Here is a 19,300-nt window from a genome sequence, read left to right as displayed (position 1 = left end):
GGTCTGTGAAGCCATTTCTGCTCCTCGCCTCCCGGGCCGAGGACGCCGCCGCCGAGGACGAATACAAAGCCTACCTGCGCTACGGCGGGCTTGAACCCCCGCAGCTGAGGCGGATCCGGATGGAAGCCGCTCCGCTGCCCCGGCTGGACCTCTCCGAGTACTCCGGTGTGATTGTGGGCGGGAGCCCGTTCACCTCCAGCGACCCCGCGGAGCAGAAAAGCGACGTCCAGCACCGGGTGGAGCATGAGCTCGCGGCACTGCTCGACCGGATCGTGCCTGAGGATTTCCCCTTCCTCGGCGCCTGCTACGGGGTCGGCACGCTGGGCCGGCACCAGGGCGCGGTCATCGACCGGACCTACGGCGAGGGCCTGGGCGGCGTGACCATCACACTGACGGACGAAGGCCTGGCGGATCCCATGCTCCGGGGACTGCCGGAGAGTTTCACGGCGTTCACCGGCCACAAGGAAGCCTGCACCCTGCTGCCCCCGCACGCGGTGCTCCTGGCCAGCTCCGCTGCCTGCCCGGTGCACATGTTCCGGATCAAGACCAACCTGTACGCCACCCAGTTCCACCCTGAGCTCGATGCGCAAGGGTTGGTCACCAGGATCGACATCTACCGCCACGCCGGCTACTTCCCGCCGGAATCCGCCGAACGGCTGATGGAGGATGCCCGGCGGTTCACGGCCACGGAATCGATGAAGATCCTGCGGAACTTCGTGGAACGGTACGCGCGCTAAAACCCCCGGCTGCCGGGCGCCTGCCGGCGTTCCTGCCCGGTTGCTTTTCCGGCACCCTCCCGCCGACACGGAAATGCCCGGTGTGTTCAGCGAACACACCGGGCATTTTCCGTCAGTAACCGGGCTGGAGCGTCAGCACGGCCCGGGAAGCGAGCCTCAGGCCACGTTGTTGGTGTAGTCCAGGTCGCGGGTTTCCTTGCTGACGAACAGGGCGATCAGCGTCAGCACGGCCATGGAGGCGAGGTAGACGCCGACCAGCGCGGGGCTGCCTTTGCCCATTTCCCAGAGCCAGACGGCGATGAACGGGGCCACGGCCGCTCCGAGGATGCTCGAGACGTTGTAGCTGATGGCGGAGCCGGTGTACCGGACGTTCGTCGGGAACAGCTCCGGCAGCAGCGCACCCATGGGCCCGAAGGTCAGCCCCATCAGGGAGAAGCCGATGATCAGCAGGGCCATCGTGCCGACGAATCCGGCGCTGAACAGCGGGACGAAGAGCATGCCGAAGCCGATGATGCCGAAGGTCACGGCGATCAGCATCTTGCGACGGCCGTACTTTTCAGCCAGCGGGCCGGAGACCAGGGTGAAGATACCGAAGAACACGACGCCGGCAATCAGCATCCAGAGGAAGTCGTTGCGGCTGTAGCCCAGGCCGGGGACGAAAGCGGCGGCCGCGGCCTCGGTCATCGGCTTGCCGGCCTTCTCCGCTGCGGCCTTCGCGGCGTCCAGGCTGGAGGCCCTGGTGCCGTAGGTCAGCGTGAACGTGGTCATCAGGTAGAACAGCACGTAGGTGGCGAGCATGATGAACGTGCCCAGGATCAGCTGGCGCCAGCTGGTGTTGAAGACCCGGGCCAGCGGCAGTTTGGCGACCTCGTTGGACTCCAGGACCTTGGTGAAGGCCGGGGTCTCGATCAGCTTGAGCCGGACGTAGAGGCCGATGATGACCATCACGGCACTGAGCAGGAACGGCACACGCCAGCCCCATTCCATGAAGGCGACTGGCGTCAGGGCGTAGCTGAAGACCAGGAAGATCACGTTGGCGATGATGAAGCCGATCGGCGCACCCAGCTGCGGGAACGTGCCGTAGATGGCACGCTTGTTCGCCGGGGCGTTCTCGGTGGCCAGCAGGGCTGCACCGCTCCATTCGCCGCCGAGGGCCAGGCCCTGGGCGAAGCGCATAACGACCAGCAGCGCCGGAGCCCAGAACTCCCAGCCCGGGACGAGCGCGGTCGGGAGGCAGCCGATGAGGAAGGTGGCAATACCCATGGTCAGCAGCGACGCCACGAGGGTGCCCTTGCGGCCGAACTTGTCACCGAAGTGGCCGAAAATGATGGACCCGAGCGGACGGGCGATGAACGCGACGCCAAACACGGCGAAAGATGCCAGCAGCTGGGTGGTCTCGTTCTGGCCGGGGAAGAAGAGCTTCGGGAAGACCAGCACAGCGGCGGTGGCGTACACGTAGAAGTCGTAGAACTCAACGGTGGTGCCGACCAGGCTGGCGACGATGACGCGGCCGCGGGAGTTCACCGGCTGGGCGGACCCCTGCTCTGCGGAAGTGGCAGTGGATGACATGTAATGGCGCTTTCATGAAGACCGGACTGGGCCTGTTCGGGGGCGTCCGGAAGAGGATACGTATGCTTACATAATAGGTTCCGGCGTCCAGCCAATGGACACATGTTCCACTATATGGACACGGAGATTTGTCTCACGTGACTGTCATCACACTACGCCCCACAGAGCCCCTCACCCGCCATCACCTCGCCGATACGCCGATACGCATTTGTCACGGCACTTTAACAAGGCGGCCGGGTCCGCGCCTCGTCAGAACTCGACGCCCCGCACGAGGGTGATGAGTTGATCCTTCGTCTGCTCGGCTGTGGGCCCCGTCGGGGAGATCAGGACCTGCGCGGTGAATGTCGCGAGGTTCTGGCCCCTGACCACCATGACGGTCAGGATCGTGATCGGCACATCGCCGGCCGGGCGGAGGGATTTCGGGCCCGCGGGTTCGGTTCCCATGCTGAAGGCCGCCTTGTCCCCGACGCCGTCGAGCGGCTCGCCGGGCATGCCCCGGCCGGCCAGCGCCGAGGCTGAACCCTCGAGGACTTCGATCGAGAAGATAAGGGAGTCCGGGCCCGGTGTGCCCAGGTCCCCGAACGTGTAGCGGCAGCTGACCCCGCCCGGGAGGAGCTGCGGTTGGGTCTTCGCCCCGAAGGCCTGCTTGAGCTCATCGGGACTGACCAGGGCGCAGACCGCGTTGTTCGTCGTCGCCGGCGGACCCACGGGCGGAGCGGCGGGGACGCTGAGTGCGGTTCCGTTGCCCCAGCCGGCATCCACGGCTGCCTGTGAGAGCGACCGGGCCATCGCGTCGCCGTCCGGGACGCCGGCCCCGGCCATGGGCGGTGAGGCCACGTAGGGCACCTCCAGGGTCTCGTTGCCCCGGACAGCCGTCAGGACGACATTCGCGGACGCGCCGCCGGCCTCACCGCGGAAGTAGCCCGTCCACTGCAGGCAGGCGAAGTCGCCGATGCCCGTGACAGGTAGACAGTCGGACGTCGACTTCGCTTTGGAGATGTCGGCGGTCGATGCGGGAGAAATGAGGGCCACCGACAGGGCGGTCATACCTGTTTCGGACTTGCTGGAATAGCTGCACAGGTAGGCCTTGCTTCCCGGTGGCCTGGCCGGGATGATCTGGCCCACCGGCACGAGCCCGGGTTCAACCTTCGCCGCAATCTCCGGGGTGATGAGATCGCAGGCCGGGTTGCCCGTGCTGGATGAGGGGGCCTGCGACGACCCCGGCCCGCTCTGGCCCGCGGGCTGGGAGCACGCGGCGAGGAACAGAACGAGCACGGACATGAGCGCGACGCCGGGTCGAACCGGGCAGGACCGGCGGCTAGGCATGGGACTCCTTTCCGGGTCCGCGGGAGAGGCGCACCCGGGCATTGCCGGCGAGGTGCATCAGGACCCCGACCACGAGGAACGCGGCGAGCACCTGCGCGCTCGTGGCGATCACCGCCGGCCAGCCGCCGTCGAGCCTCGGGTCGAGGAAGTCGTAGGGATACCAGCCATCGAGGGCACCGCGCACCCACGAAAAGACCAGGAAAGCGACCGGGTAGCACAGCCAGAGGAGGGGCCTGGGCCACGGGCCGCGGACGGTGCGGGTGACGAGGAGCCAGTCGAGCCCCGCGACCAGCGGTGCGATGCGGTGGGTGATCATCCACGGCCAGTACATGTCCAGCGTCCACCACGGCTCACCAGGCGGGGCCACGAGCACCACGTAGATGATGCCCGTCATCACCAGGTAGAACGCGAGGGCTCCGAACAGGTGATCCCACCACAGGGGCAGCCGCGCACGTCGCCGCGCGGCGGACACGAGGAGCACGAGCCCGAGGACGAGGTTTGACTGGAACGTGAACTGGGAGATGAGCTGGGGGATGTCAACGGAGTTGCCCGGCTGCGTCGCGTCGTAGATCTCCTGGGCGAGGGCGGCGAGCATGGCAAGTCCGGTCCCGGCGCGCACCAGACGGATCCAGGAACAGTCCGGATGCAGCGCCCGGTTGGCGCCCACGTTGCGTTGAACCGGGGGAATCAGCGTCAGCACAGTACTCATGGCATCAGTGTGTCGCTGACCGGCGCCGGGCCCCAGAGGCATAAGTACCGGGCTACCTCCCTCCGCTCCGCCTGCAACGTTCCCGGCCGAGCACGGCGCCCCGGCGTGTACTGAACCCGGAACCGGTCCATGCAGGAGGCACCCCATGAATGTCCCCATCATCCCGGCTGTCGGCGCGATCGTTGTGGTCGGCGTCGTGCTGGGTAGTGTCCTGGCGAGAGAGAAGGATCCCCAGCGGCGGGCCACGGCACTGCAACGCACCGGGGCGGCCATCATGGCGGTGTTCACGGTCCTCGCGGGTATCTTCATCGGCGGGTATGCCATGGCGGACCCGGGCGGCAACGCCGGACTGCTGATGACCCTCGCCTGGGTGCTGCCCATGCTCATCCTCGCAATCTCGGCCTGGTTCTGGCCGGCACCGACCGCGCCCCTCTTGCTCGCCCTCGCATCCGCCTTCATCGCGGCATGCGTGTGGCTCGCATTCGGCCCCGCGGCCCTGCGGGAATTCATCAGCGAGAACGGACCTGTGATAGCCGTCAGCGTCATCGCCCTGTCCTTCCCGGCCGCCGTGCTCGGCCTGAAGCGGACCGCGCTGGCCGGCTGGCTCCTCGTGGCCCTGGGTGTGCTGCCGCTGCTGATCACGATCATCGGAAGGTCCGGCCCGATCACATCGCTCACGGCGGCGAGCGTGGTTCCCCTCATCTGCGGGATCGTCGATCTTGTGTCGGTCAGGATGGCGAGCGGGAGTCCGGCGTCGGGAAATGCGCGGTCAGCAGCGGCATGACGACGCCCGCAAACCTCCGCGTAACAGGAATCGGGCCGGCAACTGATGGCGGGTAGCATCGGGGCCATGAGCGCCGACGACGACGACATCACCGACGAACTCCTGGCCGACGCCGACAAGCTGACCGGGCTGGGCCTGGAACTGCTGGGCCTCGATCCCCACCCGGATGACATGACGCCGGAACAGCGGCTCCTGTTCGACCCCGAGGACCTTCAGGAGATGGCGGCCGTCCCGGCGGAGGACCGCCAGAAAGCGGTGCGCCGGACCCGCCTGCTGGCAGGCCTGCTGTGGAACTCATCGAGCATCCTCATCGACCAGCTCTTCCGCGATCTGGGCACCCTGAGCCGGCTGGATTCCATCACCCCGTCCGACATCGCCGGGACCTCGGTGCTGTCCTCGCTCCCGCCCCAGTTCGCGTCCAGCTATGACTCGAAGTTCACCCGGAAGTTCATCGTGGTCGCTGCCGACGTCACGGCGTGTCTGGTCCGCGGCTGGACCGCCCCCGGCTGCCTTGCCGCCGAACTCGCCGTCCGCTGCCTGCTCGATCAGGCGGAAATCACCGAGGACATCTACGAACTCGACCTCCCGGAGGACTGGCGGGAACAGGTCCAGGAAGTCCTGCTGGAGGACGCGGACAGCGAAGCCCTCTACTCGGACAGCCTCGACGTCCTCGAGGACGACGCCGACCGGCTGGGCTTCGAGCACTGGTTCAAGCCCTACAACGTCTGGGACACGGTCCCGCCCTACGCCCGCTCCTGACCGTTCGCCTGTTCTTAACCGGACGGGGCAGCCAGTCCGGCCAGGAAGTCCTCGGTGAACCGCTGGACGCCGTCCCATTCGGTATAGACGTAATCGCGGGTCGTATCCAGGTCAGCGGACCCCTTGTCCTTGGTGATTTTCTTCATCAGCCGGCGTTTGAGGAAGTTGTAGTGGGTGTACAGCAGCGCCCCGGCGAACAATCCGACATGCGAGGGCCGCCATCCCGTTTCCTCCTCGAACTTCTCCACGTAGCCCTCCGCGTTCTGCTCGTCGCCGTGGGCGGCCAGGCTGACCGAAACCAGGGCTGACGGGAGACGCTCGAGCTCTCCGCGGTTCTTCTTCACAAAGTCCGTGACGTGCCCCTCGTGCTTGCCCATGTGGACCGAGGCCGCAACGATGACGCCGTCGTAGCCTCCCGGAAGGGTGTCCCCGGATTGCTTGAGGTCCGCCGCTTCTACCCGGTGCCCGTGGGTCCGGATCAGCTCTGCGATGTACTCCGCGATCTGGGCTGTCTGCCCCTCCACGGTTCCATAAGCGATATAGATGTTGGCCATGCCCCACTGTGTCCCCGCACCGCGGTGGAGACGTAGGGTCGAACGTCACCGTCGTCCCGAAAGCGCGCCGCACCCTTGACGGCGGCGGCCCCGCGACATGTGATGTACAAAGGCCCCTTGAGCCCGCCACCGGCGCGACGCTGGGCAGCTATGGCCTCGCCTCCGTCGGGGACGTCCGTGACGCCGCCGGCGCAGCGGCGGCTGCCCAGAAGGACCGGGCAAAACTCAACCCCGAGGACCGCGCCGCCGTGCTGCGCCGCGCCGGGCTGCTCTGGGAGGAGCACGCCGCCGAGATCCAGGACTGGATCGTGCGCGAGTCCGGCAGCATTGCGCCCAAGGCAGGCCTGGAAACGCACATCGCGGCCAACGAATGCTGCGAGGCCTCGGCGCTGCCGTCCCTCCCGGCCGGGGACGTGCTGACCTCGCACGAAAACCGCTGGTCCTTCGCCCGCCGGCGCCCGGTCGGCGTCGTGTCCGTGATTGCGCCGTTCAACTTCCCGCTGATCCACTCCATCCGCGCGGTCGCCCCCGCGCTGGCCCTCGGCAACGCCGTGCTGCTCAAGCCCGACCCCCGCACGGCGGTCTGCGGCGGGGTGACGCTGGTGCGGATCTTCGAGGAGGCCGGGCTGCCGGCCGGGCGGCTGCTCAAGCGCGCGCACCTGGAACTCGGCGGCAACAACGCGCTGATTGTCCTGCCGGGCGCGGACCTGGCCAGGGCCGCCTCCGCCGCGGCGTTCGGGTCCTTTATGCACCAGGGCCGGATCTGCATGACCGCAGGGCGCCACATCGTGCACGAGGACATCTATGAAGACTATGTCAGTGCTCTCGCGGAGAAAGCCAGGCATCTGCCCGTCGGGGATCCGACGAGCGGGACTGTGGCCCTGGGCCCGATCATCGACGGGAAGCAGCTGCACCGGGTCGACTCGATCGTCCAGGACGCGGTGCAGGGGGGCCCGGCTGGCCGCCGGCGGCACGCACGCAACTCACCGTTTGGGGGATGAAGAACTCGGGCAACGGCTCCCGGATCGGCGGGCACCACGCCAATATGGAGTCTTTCACCGAAATCCAGTGGCTGACCGTCCGTCCGGACATCGCCCCGTACCCCTTCTAGGCCCCGAACCCGACCAGAAAGAAAGCAGAAAGGCAGGACCCGGGGCGGTGGACTCTGCATGGCTACCGACCCCCGGCGTTTGCTACATGTGGACGTGCAGGCGCCGGGCCGCCTCGGAGATCGAACCGCTCAGCGACGGGTATACGGAAAAGGTGCTCGCGACGTCGTCGACGTGCAGTTTCTGCGTCACAGCGAGGGAGATGGCGAAGATCAGCTCGGAGGCGTTCGGGCCCACCACCACACCGCCGATCACGGTGCCGGAGCCCTTCCGGGCGAAGATCTTGACGAAGCCGTCCTTGTGGTTGCGCATCTTGGCGCGGGCGTTGCTGCGCAACGAGAGCTTCACGACGTCGGCCTGGTACTTGCCGGATTCGATCTCCGCCTCGGAGACGCCCACGTTCGCGATTTCGGGCGAGGTGAAGATGTTGGACGCGACCTGGTGCAGCTTGAGCGGGGTCACACTGTCGCCCAGGATGTGCGCGATCGCGATCCGGCCCTGCATGGCGGCCACGGACGCGAGCGCCAGCACGCCGGTGCAGTCGCCGGCGGCGTAGATGTTCGGCGCGGTGGTGCGGGAGACGCCGTCGACCTTGATGTGGCCGCTCTCGGTGAGCGCCACGCCGGCCTCCTCGAGGCCGATGCCGGCGGTGTTCGGGATGGAGCCGACGGCAACCAGGCAGTGGCTGCCGGTGACCTTGGAGCCGTCGCCGAGGGTGACGATGACGCCGTCCCCGGTGCGTTCCACGGTCTCGGCGCGGGCCCGGGACAGCACCTTGACGCCGCGGCGTTCGAAGACGCCCTCGAGGACCTCGGCGGCGTCGGTGTCCGAGCCGGGCAGCACGCGGTCGCGGCTGGAAATCAGGGTGACTTTGGAACCGAGGCCGTTGTAGGCGGAGGCGAACTCGGCGCCGGTCACACCGGAGCCGACCACGATCAGGTCCTCGGGGAGCTCGTCCATGTTGTAGATCTGCGCCCAGTTCAGGATCCGCTCGCCGTCCGGGCGGGCGGTTGGCAGCTCGCGCGGGTGGGCACCGACGGCCAGCAGGATCGCGTCCGCCTCGATGGTTTCCGTGCCCTCGGCGGTGAGGACCTCAATGGTGCGGCTGTCCAGCATTTTGCCGGAGCCGAGCATGATCCGGACTTCCTGGTTTTCGAGCCCGTTCTGGATGTCCGTGGACTGCTGCCGGGCCAGCCGCATCAGCCGGTCGTTGATGTGTTTGAGGTCCGCGCGCATCGTCGGCATGCAGTCGCCGCCGTCGAGGTCGAACTTCACGCCGAGCTCGCCGGCCTCGCCAACGCGGGTCATCAGGTCCGCCGTCGCAATCAGTGTCTTGGACGGCACGACGTCGGTCAGCACCGCGGAGCCGCCGAGCCCCGCCCGTTCGATGATGGTGACCTTCGCGCCCAGGGAGGCGGCGACCATGGCAGCTTCGTAGCCGCCGGGCCCTCCGCCCAGGATTGCGATGCGGGGTGAGCTGAAATCGGGATGCGTAGACACAATCAACCATTGTCCACCATCCGGACCGGCACCACCAAGAATCCGGACCCGCATCACACCCGGCAGACTGCAGGCCCGGATGCAGGCGCAGGTGCCGGACCGGGTGCTGGGCAGCACGCCGCCGGCACGATAACTTGTACCGGTGAGTACAACAGAATTCCTGAACACGGACCCCTTCGACGCCGCCCGCGCCGCCGCCGACTACATCGCCGAAGAGACAGGGATCGACGCGCACGACGTCGCTCTGGTGCTCGGCTCGGGCTGGGCCGACGCCGCCGAACTGATCGGCGAGACCACCGCCATCCTCTCCGCGGACGAGGTCCCCGGCTTCTCCTCCCCTTCGGTGGTGGGCCACGTCGGCACCATCCGTTCCGTGCTGACCAGGGAGGGCAAGCGCGCCCTGGTCCTGGGCGCCCGCACCCACTACTACGAGGGCAAAGGCGTCCGCGCCGTCGTCCATGGCGTCCGCGCCGCTGCCGCGGCGGGCTGCAAGACCCTCGTCCTGACCAACGGTTGCGGCGGCCTCAACGAGGACTGGACGCCCGGGACCCCCGTGCTGATCAGCGACCACATCAACCTCACCGCGACGTCCCCGCTTGAAGGCGCCACCTTCGTGGACCTCACCGACCTGTACTCCGCGCGGATCCGCGCCCTGGCCCGCGAAGTTGATCCCACCCTGGACGAAGGCATCTATGCCCAGTTCACCGGGCCGCACTACGAAACCCCGGCCGAGGTGCAGTACGCCAAGCGGATCGGCGCGAACCTGGTGGGCATGTCCACCGCGCTCGAGGCCATCGCCGGCCGCCACGCGGGCATGGAGGTCTTCGGCATTTCGCTCGTGACCAACCTCGCCGCCGGCATCAGCCCGGTGCCGCTGAGCCATGAGGAAGTCCTCGAAGCCGGACAGTCCGCGGGCCCGCGCATCTCCAAACTGCTGGCGGAGATCATCGCGAAGCTCTGAGGCCCTATCCCCCCGGGGCCAGGCAGCGCAGTGCTTTTTCCCGGTCCTGCGGGAACCGCCGTTCCATCGAATCCGCGATCCCGGCAATAGTCTGCCGCGCCAGCGCCTGCCGCCAGGCAAGTTCGGCCTGGCGCATGGTCTGGGAGATCAGGCAGGTCCGGACGTAGTTGGGCTCCGAGTCGGCGTCGGGGACGTTGGCCAGGATGCCTTCGCAGCGGAACACCGGATCAGTGCCTTCCAGGGCCAGGACGATATCCAGAACCGTAACGTTCTCCGGCCTTCGCGCCAGGTGGAAACCACCGCGCGGGCCGGAGACCGAGGCAAGGATCCCGGCGCGGACCAGCGTCTGGAGTTGCTTGTTGAGATAGGCGCCCGGGAGTTTGTAGTACGCCGCCAGCCGGGCACTGTTGACCGCCTCGCCGGCCGGTGTCCACGCCATATTGACGCAGCTGTGCACTGCCCATTCCACCCCACGGCCCATCTTCATATTGCAGACGTTACGTGTCCGGAAAATTGGCTGTCAAGGGCTGCGGGCCGGTACTCCTGCAATTGACCTGTCCGGCGGCCTCTCGCTTGTCGGGGGAGGGATCCGGGGCGAATGACGCTAGTTTGGTTCCTATGACGTCTTCTGATGCCGAACTCACCCGCCTGCTGAGCGACGCCCGTACCTGGGCCGCCCAGGACCCGGATCCCGCCACCGCCGCCACCCTGACCGAACTGGTCCGGCTCGCCGGCGGCGGGGCCGCTGCGGCCCGCCAGGAGCTCGCCGACAGTTTCGGCGGCACCCTGCAGTTCGGCACCGCAGGCCTGCGGGCAGCCCTCGGCCCCGGGCCGAACCGGATGAACCGCGTTGTGGTGCGCCGCGCCGCCGCGGGATTCACCGCGTTCCTGACCGGCGCCGTCACCCAGGCCTCCCCCGGCACCCGGCCGCGCGCCGTCGTCGGCTACGACGCCCGGCACAACTCGGACATCTTCGCGGAAGAAACCGCGGCGGTCCTCACCGCCGCCGGCGTCGAGACCTTCCTGATGCCGGGCCCGCTGCCCACCCCGCTGCTCGCCTATGCGGTGCGGGCCCTGGAGTGCGACGGCGGCGTGATGGTCACCGCCAGCCACAACCCGCCGCAGGACAACGGCTACAAGGTCTACCTGGGCCGCCACGCCGTCGAGGAGAGCGGACGCGGCGCGCAGATCGTGGCGCCGTACGATGCCCTGATCGCGGCGGAAATCGACGCCGTCGGTGAGCTCTCCGGCGTTGCCCTGGCCACGGAGGGCTGGACCGTGCTGGATCCGTCCGTCGCCGCCGGCTACGAGGCCGCCGTCGCCGCCCTGGCCCAACCCGAGCGCTTCCCGGCCCGCGAGCTCCGGATTGTCCTCACTCCGATGCACGGTGTGGGCGGCGGGACCGCCGTGGCGGTGCTGCACGCAGCCGGTTTTGCCGACGTCACTTTGGTCCGCGAGCAGGCCGAACCGGACCCCGACTTCCCCACTGTGAACTTCCCCAACCCCGAAGAGCCCGGCGCCCTGGACCTGGCCCTGGAAACCGCGGCCCGGGTGGACGCAGACATCGTGATCGCCAACGACCCCGACGCGGACCGCGCCGCGGTGGCCGCGAAGGATCCGGACACCGGCGCCTGGCGGATGCTGCGCGGGGACGAGGTCGGAGCCCTGCTCGGCGCGCATATCGTGGCGCGGCTGGCGGCCGGCGGCGGCAGCCGCAGCGGAGAACCCACAGCAGGAGTGTTCGCGAATTCGATCGTGTCCTCCCGGCTGCTCGCCCGGATCGCTGCCGCGGCGGGCTTCGCCCATGAGGAAACGCTCACCGGCTTCAAGTGGATTGCCCGTGTCCCCGGGCTGCTGTACGGCTACGAGGAGGCACTGGGTTACTGCGTCGCGCCCTCCCTGGTCCGGGACAAGGACGGGATCTCCGCGGCGGTGCTGATCGCGGAATTCGCGGCGGCGGCGAAGGCCGACGGCAGGACCATCTTCGATACGCTCGACGAGCTGTACCTGGTGCACGGGCTGCATGCGAGCGACCAGCTCAGCATCCGGGTCGCGGACCTGGGCCTGCTGGACGCCATGATGAACCGGCTGCGCGTCAGCCCGCCGGAATCGTTCGGCGGCTCCGCCGTCGAAACCGTCACGGACCTCGCCGAGGGCAGCGCACAGCTGCCGCCCACCGACGGCCTGCTGTACCTGACGAAGGATTCCAGCCGCATCATCATCCGCCCCAGCGGGACCGAGCCCAAACTCAAGTGCTACCTGGAGGTCATCCGCAGCGTTGGCTCGGCCGCCGAACTGCCCGAGGCGCGGCACGAGGCACGCGCCGCACTCGACGCCGTCCTGGTGGACGTCCGCGAGGCGCTGGGGCTGTAGCCCCTCCCGGCCAGCCCCCAGAGCTCGACCTCAGCCTGGCGCCCCCGACCAGGGCGGCCCGCGGAAACCGTGGTTAAGCGCGGCTACCGGATCCGGGCGTGACCCACGCCATTACCGGCGGGTAAACATTGGCGAACGGGCGTCGGACATCCCGCAACACAGCGGAAACACGCCGGAAAAACCACCCGCCTACGCTGGGTTCATCAAGCAGTCAGGCCACACCACGGGCCACCAGCGAAAGGGCCTCACCATGTCCGCCACCCCCACCGTTTCCGCCGATTCCCAGGCTTGGCCCCGGATCGTCATCGCCGGGGCCGGCCCTGCCGCGCAGGCCCTCGTCCGCCAGCTCACCCGGACCCCGTTTGCCGGCGGCATCACGGTGCTCAGCAACCGGGATGATGCCCCCGGGGAGCTGCTGGAACTCGCCGGGCTCCCGCAGGTTTCCGTCCGCTTCGGCCAGCCGGCGAGCTACATCGACCCGGACAGCCGCTACGTCACGACGGCGGACGGCCTGGAGTTCAGCTACGACCAGCTGGTCATCGCGACCGGGTCCTCCCCCTCCGGCGCACCCCTGGCAGGGGAAGGCCGGTGCGTGAATTACACCAGCATCGACGACGCCGCCCGGCTGGGCGAGGCCGTCAAGAACGTCACCCGGGTCCTGGGCCGGCGGCCCCTGGGCATCCTGGTCGGCACGGGGACGGCCGCGGGGCAGGCCGAGGCCGTGCTGCGCGCCCGCGGCGTCCGCCCTGTCCGCACCACCCGGCGGCCGGCCTCCGTTGTCCCCACCCTCGCGGGTTCGACGCTCGCGGCCGCGGGGATTGTGTTCGAGGACGGTTCCAGCATGGCCGGGGACCTTGTGGTCCTGGCCGAGGAGCCGGTTGCCCGCGACGCCCTCGCGGTCAGCGCCGGCCTGAAGACGGCGCGCCAGGGCGGGATTGTGATCGGCCGGAACTTCCGCACGTCCGTCCCGGGAATCTGGGCCATCGGGGATGCCGCGGTGTTCGACGGCGTCCGCCTGGGACTGCTGGTGGCCGCCTCCTCCGCCGCCTCCGTCTGCGCCTCCCAGCTGCTCCGGGCCGGCCTGGCGGAACCCCTCGCCGACGCTGCCTGAACCCGGCACGGACGCCCTCCCCAGGGCGTCCCGTTGTGGCAAGATGGACAACTGAGAAGCCACGAAGGGACCACCATGAGCAACGAAGCCGCCGCAACTGCCGGAAGCACCACCCCCGCTGCCGGCGAAGCCGGAAACGCCCGGAATATTGCCTCCTACATCGACCACACCCTGCTCAAGCCGGAGGCCAGCGAGGCCGAGATCCTCAAGATCTGTGCCGAGGCCGCTGAGTACCGGTTCAAGTCCGTATGCGTCAACCCGGTGTGGGTCAAGACGGTCAAGAAGGCACTGAAGGGCTCCGGCGTGCTGACGTGCTCCGTCGTTGGCTTCCCGCTGGGCGCCACTCCCAGCGACGTCAAGGCCTTTGAGGCCCGCGGCGCGGTGCTGGACGGTGCCGAGGAAGTCGACATGGTGATTAACATCGCCGCGGCCCGGGCCAACGACAAGGGCGCCCTGGTCGATGACATCACGGCCGTTGCCGGGGCCGTGCACGACGGCGGCGCCATCCTGAAGGTCATCATCGAAACGTCGCTGCTGGACGACGCCCAGAAGGTGCTGGCCTGCGAGGCGGCCGTTGCGGCGGGCGCCGACTTCGTGAAGACGTCCACCGGATTCAACGGCGGCGGAGCCACCGCCGGGGACGTCGCGCTGATGCGCCGCACCGTGGGCCCGGACCTGGGTGTCAAGGCCTCCGGCGGGGTGCGATCGCTCGCCGATGCACAGGCTATGATAGCTGCAGGTGCAACACGAATTGGCGCCAGCTCGGGCATCGCGATCGTCAAGGGTGAACAGGGTTCCTCCGCGTACTGACTGCTATCCGATAACAACCGCAGCCGCCACAGTTTGAGCCCCACGGGGCCGAGGAGGAACGAATGTCCAGCAAGACCACCACCGCCACGACGCCGCAGAACGAGAACAGCCTCGGCTCCAGCATCATCCTCTTCGTCCTGATGATGGTCCTCTTCGGCGCGTCCCTGTACTCCCTGAGCTTCCTGACGCTGGGCAACCCGTTGCCGATGGTCGCCTGCCTCGTGCTGTTCGCCCTGGCGTTCTGGATTCCGCAGACCGTCACCGGCCGCTCGGATTCCGCGGGCGAATTCTAGACACCACGTCCCTCAATGACTGAAGCTCCGGATTTTGCGGAGCTTCAGTCATTTAAGCGCCGTCGGGCACCCCGAAGAGGCTTTGGACAAGACCGGTCCCCAGGGCGACGGCGTCCGGCCAGTGCAGCCTGGCCAGGGCCAGCACCGCGCCGAACATGCCGATCATGGCGTAGGCACTGACCGGGATCAGCACGAACCATTCCCGCCGCGAGCCGGCACGGCCCAGCAGGGGGATGGAGAACGCCCCGTTGGACCTCCAGAGGTTTCGGAGCAGCGGCAGTTTCCGCAGGAGCTTCGGCGGCCTGATCACGATGGGCCAGAGCAGCGGCACTCCCCCGGTGGTGATCATGTCCCCGACGATGTGGACCAGCACCCCGGTCAGCATCGAGACCGGCAGCCAGGTCCACTGGTGCGGAGCGAACCACGTCACCAGTCCGGCCATGGCGAGGGCGAAGACCCAGTTGCTGATCCAGCCGTACTTCGGGAAGAGTTTGAGGGCTTTGGCTGCGATGTTGATCATAAACATGCACAGCAGCCCGGCGCCCACCGACAGCAGGCCCCAGTCCGTCTGCAGCTGGAGCTGCCCGGCCAGGGCCGCGAGCAGCACAAAGAAGGCCGCCCCAAGCACGGAATGCGTGCCCTGCCGGTGACCGCCGGAGACGTTTTCGATGCCGACGGCGATCACGTTGGACAGCGGCGGCAGCGAATGCGCCACCGTGCTGGAGCGGTGGTCCCAGTCGCAGACCAGGGCAGTCCCCGCCGTCGCCATCCCGCCGATCACGATCCCGGTGGCGTCCAGCGGGTACCAGCCCAGCGCGTAGGGACCCGTCGAGGCAATGGCCACCCACGCCGCGGCTCCCGACGCGGCGTGGTGTCCTCCCATCATTCTTCAGTTCACCGACGGTGCTGCAGGTGCGGCGGAGCCGGAGAAGATGTTGCGGATGACGCCGTTGGCCCACTGGAGGATCTCGGCGTCCTGCAGGTCCCGGCCGCCGATCCGGGCGGTCTTGGGTTTGGGGATGAGCACCGCGTCCAGGGCCGGCTTGGACTGCGCCCCGGGGTACATCCGGGTGAGCCGCATGAGCCTGGACTCCGGCAGCTGCGCCGGCGAGAACTTGACGAAGTTCCCCTGCAGGGCAACGTCGGACAGCCCGGCCTCGCGGGCGCCCACCCGGAAGCGGGCGACGTCGATCAGGTTCGTCGCGGGCAGCGGCAGCTCGCCGTAGCGGTCCACGAGCTCCGCGAGCACCTCCTCGATCGCCTCATAGGTGATGGCCGAGGCGAGCTTGCGGTACGCCTCAAGGCGCAGCCGCTCGCCCGGCACGTAGTCGTGCGGCAGGTGCGCGTTGACCGGCAGCTCGATCTTCATCTCCGCGGCCTTCTCCTCGGCCTCGCCCCGGTACTCCGCGACGGCCTCGCCGACCAGGCGGATGTAGAGGTCGAAGCCGACGCCCTGGATGTGGCCGGACTGCTCCCCGCCGAGCAGATTGCCGGCGCCGCGGATCTCGAGGTCCTTCATGGCCAGCTGCATGCCGGCGCCGAGCTCGTTGTGGGTGGCGACAGCTTTGAGCCGTTCCAGCGCCACCTCGCCCAGCGGCTTCTCCGAGGGGTACAGGAAGTACGCGTAGGCGCGTTCGCGGCCGCGGCCCACGCGTCCGCGCAGCTGGTGCAGCTGGGACAGCCCGTACTTCTCCGCCCCGTCCACGATCAGCGTGTTGGCGTTGGAGATGTCCAGGCCGGTCTCAATGATGGTGGTGCAGACCAGCACGTCGAAGCGCTTCTCCCAGAAATCAACGATGATCTGCTCGAGCCGGCTCTCGGACATCTGCCCGTGCGCCACCTCCACGCGGGCCTCCGGGACCAGTTCGCGGATCTTCGCCGCGGTGCGGTCGATCGTGGACACCCGGTTGTGCACAAAGAACACCTGGCCTTCGCGCATGAGTTCGCGGCGGATCGCCGCGGAGGTCTGCTTGTCCGTGTACGGGCCCACGTACGTCAGCACCGGGTGGCGTTCCTCCGGCGGGGTGGCCAGGGTGGAGGTCTCACGGATGCCGGTGAGTGACATTTCCAGGGTCCGGGGAATCGGGGTGGCGCTCATTGCCAGGACGTCCACGTTGGTGCGCATCTTCTTGAGCGCTTCCTTGTGCTCGACGCCGAAGCGCTGCTCCTCGTCGACGATCACGAGGCCGAGGTCCTTGAAGGCGAAGTCCTTGGACAGCAGCCGGTGGGTGCCGATCACGACGTCCACGGAACCGCCCTTGACTCCTTCGGCGGTCTCCTTGGCCTCCTTGCCGCTCTGGAAGCGGGACAGCGGCTTGACCACCAGCGGGAAGCCGGAGAAGCGTTCGGTGAAGGTCTCGTAGTGCTGCTGGGCGAGCAGCGTGGTGGGCACCAGCACGGCGACCTGTTTGCCGTCCTGGACGGCTTTGAACGCGGCACGGACCGCGATCTCGGTCTTGCCGTAGCCGACGTCGCCGGAGATCAGCCGGTCCATCGGGATCTCCCGCTCCATGTCCGCCTTGACCTCGTTGATGGTGGTCAGCTGGTCCGGGGTCTCCACATACGGGAAGGCTTCCTCGAGTTCGCGCTGCCACGGGGTGTCGGGGCCGAAGGCGTAGCCCCGGGAGGCCATCCGGGCCGAGTAGAGCCGGATCAGCTCGCCGGCGATTTCCTTGACGGCCTTGCGGGCCCTGGACTTGGTGCTGGCCCAGTCCGCGCCGCCCATCTTGCTCAGCGCCGGGGTGTCCCCGCCGACATAACGGGTCACCTGGTCCAGCTGGTCGGTGGGCACAAAGAGCCGGTCGCCCGGGGCGCCGCGCTTGGACGGCGCGTACTCCAGCACCAGGTATTCGCGCACCCCGTCCCCTCCCCCCGCGACCCTGCGCTGGATCAGTTCCACGAACCGGCCGATCCCGTGCTGTTCGTGCACCACGGAGTCGCCGGCGACGAGCTGCAGCGGGTCCACGGCGTTCCGCCGCTTCGACGGCATCCGGCGCATGTCCTTCGTGGAACCGGCGGAGGTCCGTCCCAGCAGGTCGGCCTCGGTCAGCAGGGCGAGCTTGAGCGGTTCCAGGACAAAACCGCGACCGACGGCGGCCGTTGTCACCTCGATCAGCCCGGCCTGCGGGTCGTCGTCGAGGGAGTCGACCCGGGCGCAGGGGATGTCGTTGTCGTGGAAGAGTTCGGCGAGACGCTGGGCCGGGCCGGGGCCCCCGGTGACGACGACGATGCGCCACTGCTCGCGCACGCGGGAGCCGATGAAGGCCATCATTTCGGCGACGTCGCCCTGGTAGCCGCGGGGTTCGCGGGCGTGCAGGTTCAGGACGTCGACGTCGGGCAGCAGTTCCTCGTCGGTGGCCAGTGAGGTGATCGACCACCAGGACACCTCGTGGTCCAGTGCAGCGGAGCGCGTTTCGGTGAGGGAACGGAAGCTGGCGGAGTGCAGTGCTTCAGAGGCCTGGGAGTTCAGGTCCAGAGGTGCCGTGCCGCCGTCGGACGCCGTCGACCATGCCGCCTCGAGGAATTCCTCGTTCGTGGCGGCGAGGTCGTGGGCGCGGGTCCGGACCTTCTCGGGTTCGATCACGACCGCCATCGAGCCGGCCGGTAACTGCTCCAGGAACGGCACCATCGCGTCCACCAGCACCGGTGCCAGGGACTCCATGCCTTCCACGGCGATGCCGCCGGCGATCTTCTCCAGCATGTCCGCGGCGGCCGGCAGCTGTGCTTTCAGCGTCGCGGCGCGGGACATCACGGAGGGCGTGATCAGGATTTCGCGGCACGGCGGGGCGTGCAGTTCGGTGGGGTGGTGCACGCCGGGCGCGGTCAGCGAGCGCTGGTCGGCGACGGCGAACCAGCGCATCTGGTCCACTTCATCGCCGAAGAACTCCACCCGGAGGGGGTGGTCCTCGGTGGGCGGGAAGACATCCAGCATGCCGCCGCGGACGGCGAACTCGCCGCGCCGGGTCACCATGTCCACCCGGGCGTAGGCGGCGTCGGCGAGGCTCCGGACGACGTCGCTGAACGGGACCTCCTGGCCCACTTTCAGGGTGACCGGGGCCAGTTCGCCCAGTCCCGCCACGAGCGGCTGCACGACCGCGCGCACCGGGGCCACGACAACGCGCAGCGCGCCGCTTGTGGAGGTTTCGGGGTGCGCGAGCCTGCGCAGCACCGACAGGCGCCGGCCCACGGTGTCCGAGCGCGGGGAGAGCCGTTCGTGCGGGAGCGTTTCCCAGCTGGGGAACTCGGCGACGGCGTCGGCCGGCAGGAAGGCGCGCAGGGCCTCGGTGAGGTCCTCGGCTTCACGTCCGGTCGCGGTGATGGCCAGGACGACCGGCGCGAGGCCGCGGCCTCCCGCCGTTGTTGTGTTGACAGTTGCGCTGTCCGCTGTGCCTTCCGCTGTGTCTTCTGCTGTCTTTTCCGCTAGCGCGGCCAGCCCATCCGCCATTTCCGCGAGCAGCGCCGAGCGCAGCCCGGCGGGGGCGCTGATCTGGTAGTCCTCGCTGCGGGCGGCGAATCCGCGGGCGGCTTCGGCGCGGACGCGGGCGTAGTTCCGGTCTTCGGCGAGGACGCGGCGCAAACCGGTGAGAGAGGGGCCGTTGAGGCTCATAGCTGTCGCTCCTGAAGGGATCACGGGGGGGTGCAGGCAACACGAATAGCCGGAATTCGTGAGAATCCCGGGGGTTCCCAGCCTACCGCGCCAAGCCGC

General features: G+C 68.5%; 17 protein-coding genes. 9 read left to right on the top strand and 8 right to left on the bottom strand.

The features are described 5' to 3' along the window. Positions 1 to 5 precede the first annotated feature (5 nt). Positions 6 to 737, top strand: coding sequence for a glutamine amidotransferase (locus ACZYX4_RS07225; protein ID WP_463874802.1), 732 nt, complete (start codon positions 6 to 8; stop codon positions 735 to 737). Positions 738 to 893: 156 nt separating this feature from the next. On the opposite strand, the gene ACZYX4_RS07220 is transcribed toward ACZYX4_RS07225, so the two are convergent. The 3 genes from ACZYX4_RS07220 to ACZYX4_RS07210 form a co-directional block, all read right to left on the bottom strand. Then, positions 894 to 2,306 (bottom strand): MFS transporter, encoded by a 1,413-nt coding sequence (locus ACZYX4_RS07220; RefSeq protein WP_463874801.1) that lies wholly within the window; start codon positions 2,304 to 2,306, stop codon positions 894 to 896. A 249-nt stretch (positions 2,307 to 2,555) separates the two neighbouring features. Further along, entirely contained in the window at positions 2,556 to 3,632 is a 1,077-nt protein-coding gene (locus ACZYX4_RS07215; RefSeq protein ID WP_463874800.1) for a hypothetical protein, read from the bottom strand. Next, positions 3,625 to 4,341 (bottom strand): Pr6Pr family membrane protein, encoded by a 717-nt coding sequence (locus ACZYX4_RS07210; RefSeq protein ID WP_463874799.1) that lies wholly within the window; start codon positions 4,339 to 4,341, stop codon positions 3,625 to 3,627. The genes ACZYX4_RS07215 and ACZYX4_RS07210 overlap by 8 nt, the downstream gene beginning before the upstream one ends. A gap of 145 nt (positions 4,342 to 4,486) precedes the next feature. On the opposite strand from ACZYX4_RS07210, the gene ACZYX4_RS07205 reads away from it, so the two are divergent. Together ACZYX4_RS07205 and ACZYX4_RS07200 are read left to right on the top strand one after the other, a co-directional pair. Continuing rightward, positions 4,487 to 5,125: a hypothetical protein gene (locus tag ACZYX4_RS07205; RefSeq protein ID WP_463874798.1), complete on the top strand. Its 639-nt coding sequence runs from the start codon at positions 4,487 to 4,489 to the stop codon at positions 5,123 to 5,125. A gap of 66 nt (positions 5,126 to 5,191) precedes the next feature. Beyond that, positions 5,192 to 5,884: a hypothetical protein gene (locus ACZYX4_RS07200; RefSeq protein ID WP_463874797.1), complete on the top strand. Its 693-nt coding sequence runs from the start codon at positions 5,192 to 5,194 to the stop codon at positions 5,882 to 5,884. A 14-nt stretch (positions 5,885 to 5,898) separates the two neighbouring features. Here ACZYX4_RS07200 and ACZYX4_RS07195 read toward each other — a convergent pair whose 3' ends face one another. Continuing rightward, positions 5,899 to 6,438 carry a flavodoxin domain-containing protein gene (locus ACZYX4_RS07195; RefSeq protein ID WP_463874796.1) on the bottom strand — a complete coding sequence of 180 codons (540 nt, stop codon included), beginning with the start codon at positions 6,436 to 6,438 and terminating at the stop codon, positions 5,899 to 5,901. Between the two features lie 8 nt (positions 6,439 to 6,446). Here ACZYX4_RS07195 and ACZYX4_RS07190 point away from each other — a divergent pair, with 8 nt between their 5' ends. Continuing rightward, a complete protein-coding gene (locus ACZYX4_RS07190; protein WP_463874795.1) occupies positions 6,447 to 7,439 on the top strand; it encodes an aldehyde dehydrogenase family protein in 993 nt (330 codons plus the stop codon). Positions 7,440 to 7,631: 192 nt separating this feature from the next. On the opposite strand, the gene ACZYX4_RS07185 is transcribed toward ACZYX4_RS07190, so the two are convergent. Then, entirely contained in the window at positions 7,632 to 9,047 is a 1,416-nt protein-coding gene (locus tag ACZYX4_RS07185) for an NAD(P)H-quinone dehydrogenase (RefSeq protein ID WP_463874793.1), read from the bottom strand. 142 nt (positions 9,048 to 9,189) lie between these two features. Here ACZYX4_RS07185 and ACZYX4_RS07180 point away from each other — a divergent pair, with 142 nt between their 5' ends. After that, positions 9,190 to 10,008, top strand: coding sequence for a purine-nucleoside phosphorylase (locus ACZYX4_RS07180; RefSeq protein ID WP_463874792.1), 819 nt, complete (start codon positions 9,190 to 9,192; stop codon positions 10,006 to 10,008). Between the two features lie 4 nt (positions 10,009 to 10,012). On the opposite strand, the gene ACZYX4_RS07175 is transcribed toward ACZYX4_RS07180, so the two are convergent. Then, on the bottom strand, positions 10,013 to 10,495 hold the full coding sequence (locus ACZYX4_RS07175; RefSeq protein ID WP_463874791.1) for an RrF2 family transcriptional regulator: 483 nt from the start codon (positions 10,493 to 10,495) through the stop codon (positions 10,013 to 10,015). 131 nt (positions 10,496 to 10,626) lie between these two features. Between ACZYX4_RS07175 and ACZYX4_RS07170 the strand changes: the two genes are divergently transcribed. The 4 genes from ACZYX4_RS07170 to ACZYX4_RS07155 all read left to right on the top strand — a co-directional run bounded on the left by ACZYX4_RS07170 (position 10,627) and on the right by ACZYX4_RS07155 (position 14,595). After that, positions 10,627 to 12,381 carry a phospho-sugar mutase gene (locus tag ACZYX4_RS07170; RefSeq protein ID WP_463874790.1) on the top strand — a complete coding sequence of 585 codons (1,755 nt, stop codon included), beginning with the start codon at positions 10,627 to 10,629 and terminating at the stop codon, positions 12,379 to 12,381. 250 nt (positions 12,382 to 12,631) lie between these two features. Continuing rightward, a complete protein-coding gene (locus ACZYX4_RS07165; RefSeq protein ID WP_463874788.1) occupies positions 12,632 to 13,492 on the top strand; it encodes an FAD-dependent oxidoreductase in 861 nt (286 codons plus the stop codon). A gap of 75 nt (positions 13,493 to 13,567) precedes the next feature. Continuing rightward, positions 13,568 to 14,302, top strand: coding sequence for a deoxyribose-phosphate aldolase (deoC, locus tag ACZYX4_RS07160; RefSeq protein WP_463874786.1), 735 nt, complete (start codon positions 13,568 to 13,570; stop codon positions 14,300 to 14,302). Between the two features lie 62 nt (positions 14,303 to 14,364). Beyond that, on the top strand, positions 14,365 to 14,595 hold the full coding sequence (locus ACZYX4_RS07155; protein WP_463874785.1) for a hypothetical protein: 231 nt from the start codon (positions 14,365 to 14,367) through the stop codon (positions 14,593 to 14,595). A gap of 52 nt (positions 14,596 to 14,647) precedes the next feature. Here ACZYX4_RS07155 and ACZYX4_RS07150 read toward each other — a convergent pair whose 3' ends face one another. Both ACZYX4_RS07150 and mfd read right to left on the bottom strand, forming a co-directional pair. Then, positions 14,648 to 15,481 carry a metal-dependent hydrolase gene (locus ACZYX4_RS07150; protein ID WP_463874784.1) on the bottom strand — a complete coding sequence of 278 codons (834 nt, stop codon included), beginning with the start codon at positions 15,479 to 15,481 and terminating at the stop codon, positions 14,648 to 14,650. A gap of 3 nt (positions 15,482 to 15,484) precedes the next feature. After that, positions 15,485 to 19,201, bottom strand: a complete 3,717-nt coding sequence (gene mfd / locus ACZYX4_RS07145) for a transcription-repair coupling factor (RefSeq protein ID WP_463874783.1) — start codon at positions 19,199 to 19,201, stop codon at positions 15,485 to 15,487. Between the last annotated feature and the right edge of the window lie 99 nt (positions 19,202 to 19,300).

Source organism: Pseudarthrobacter leeuwenhoeki (assembly GCF_055412885.1).
This window is presented reverse-complemented; position numbering and strand designations above follow the sequence as displayed.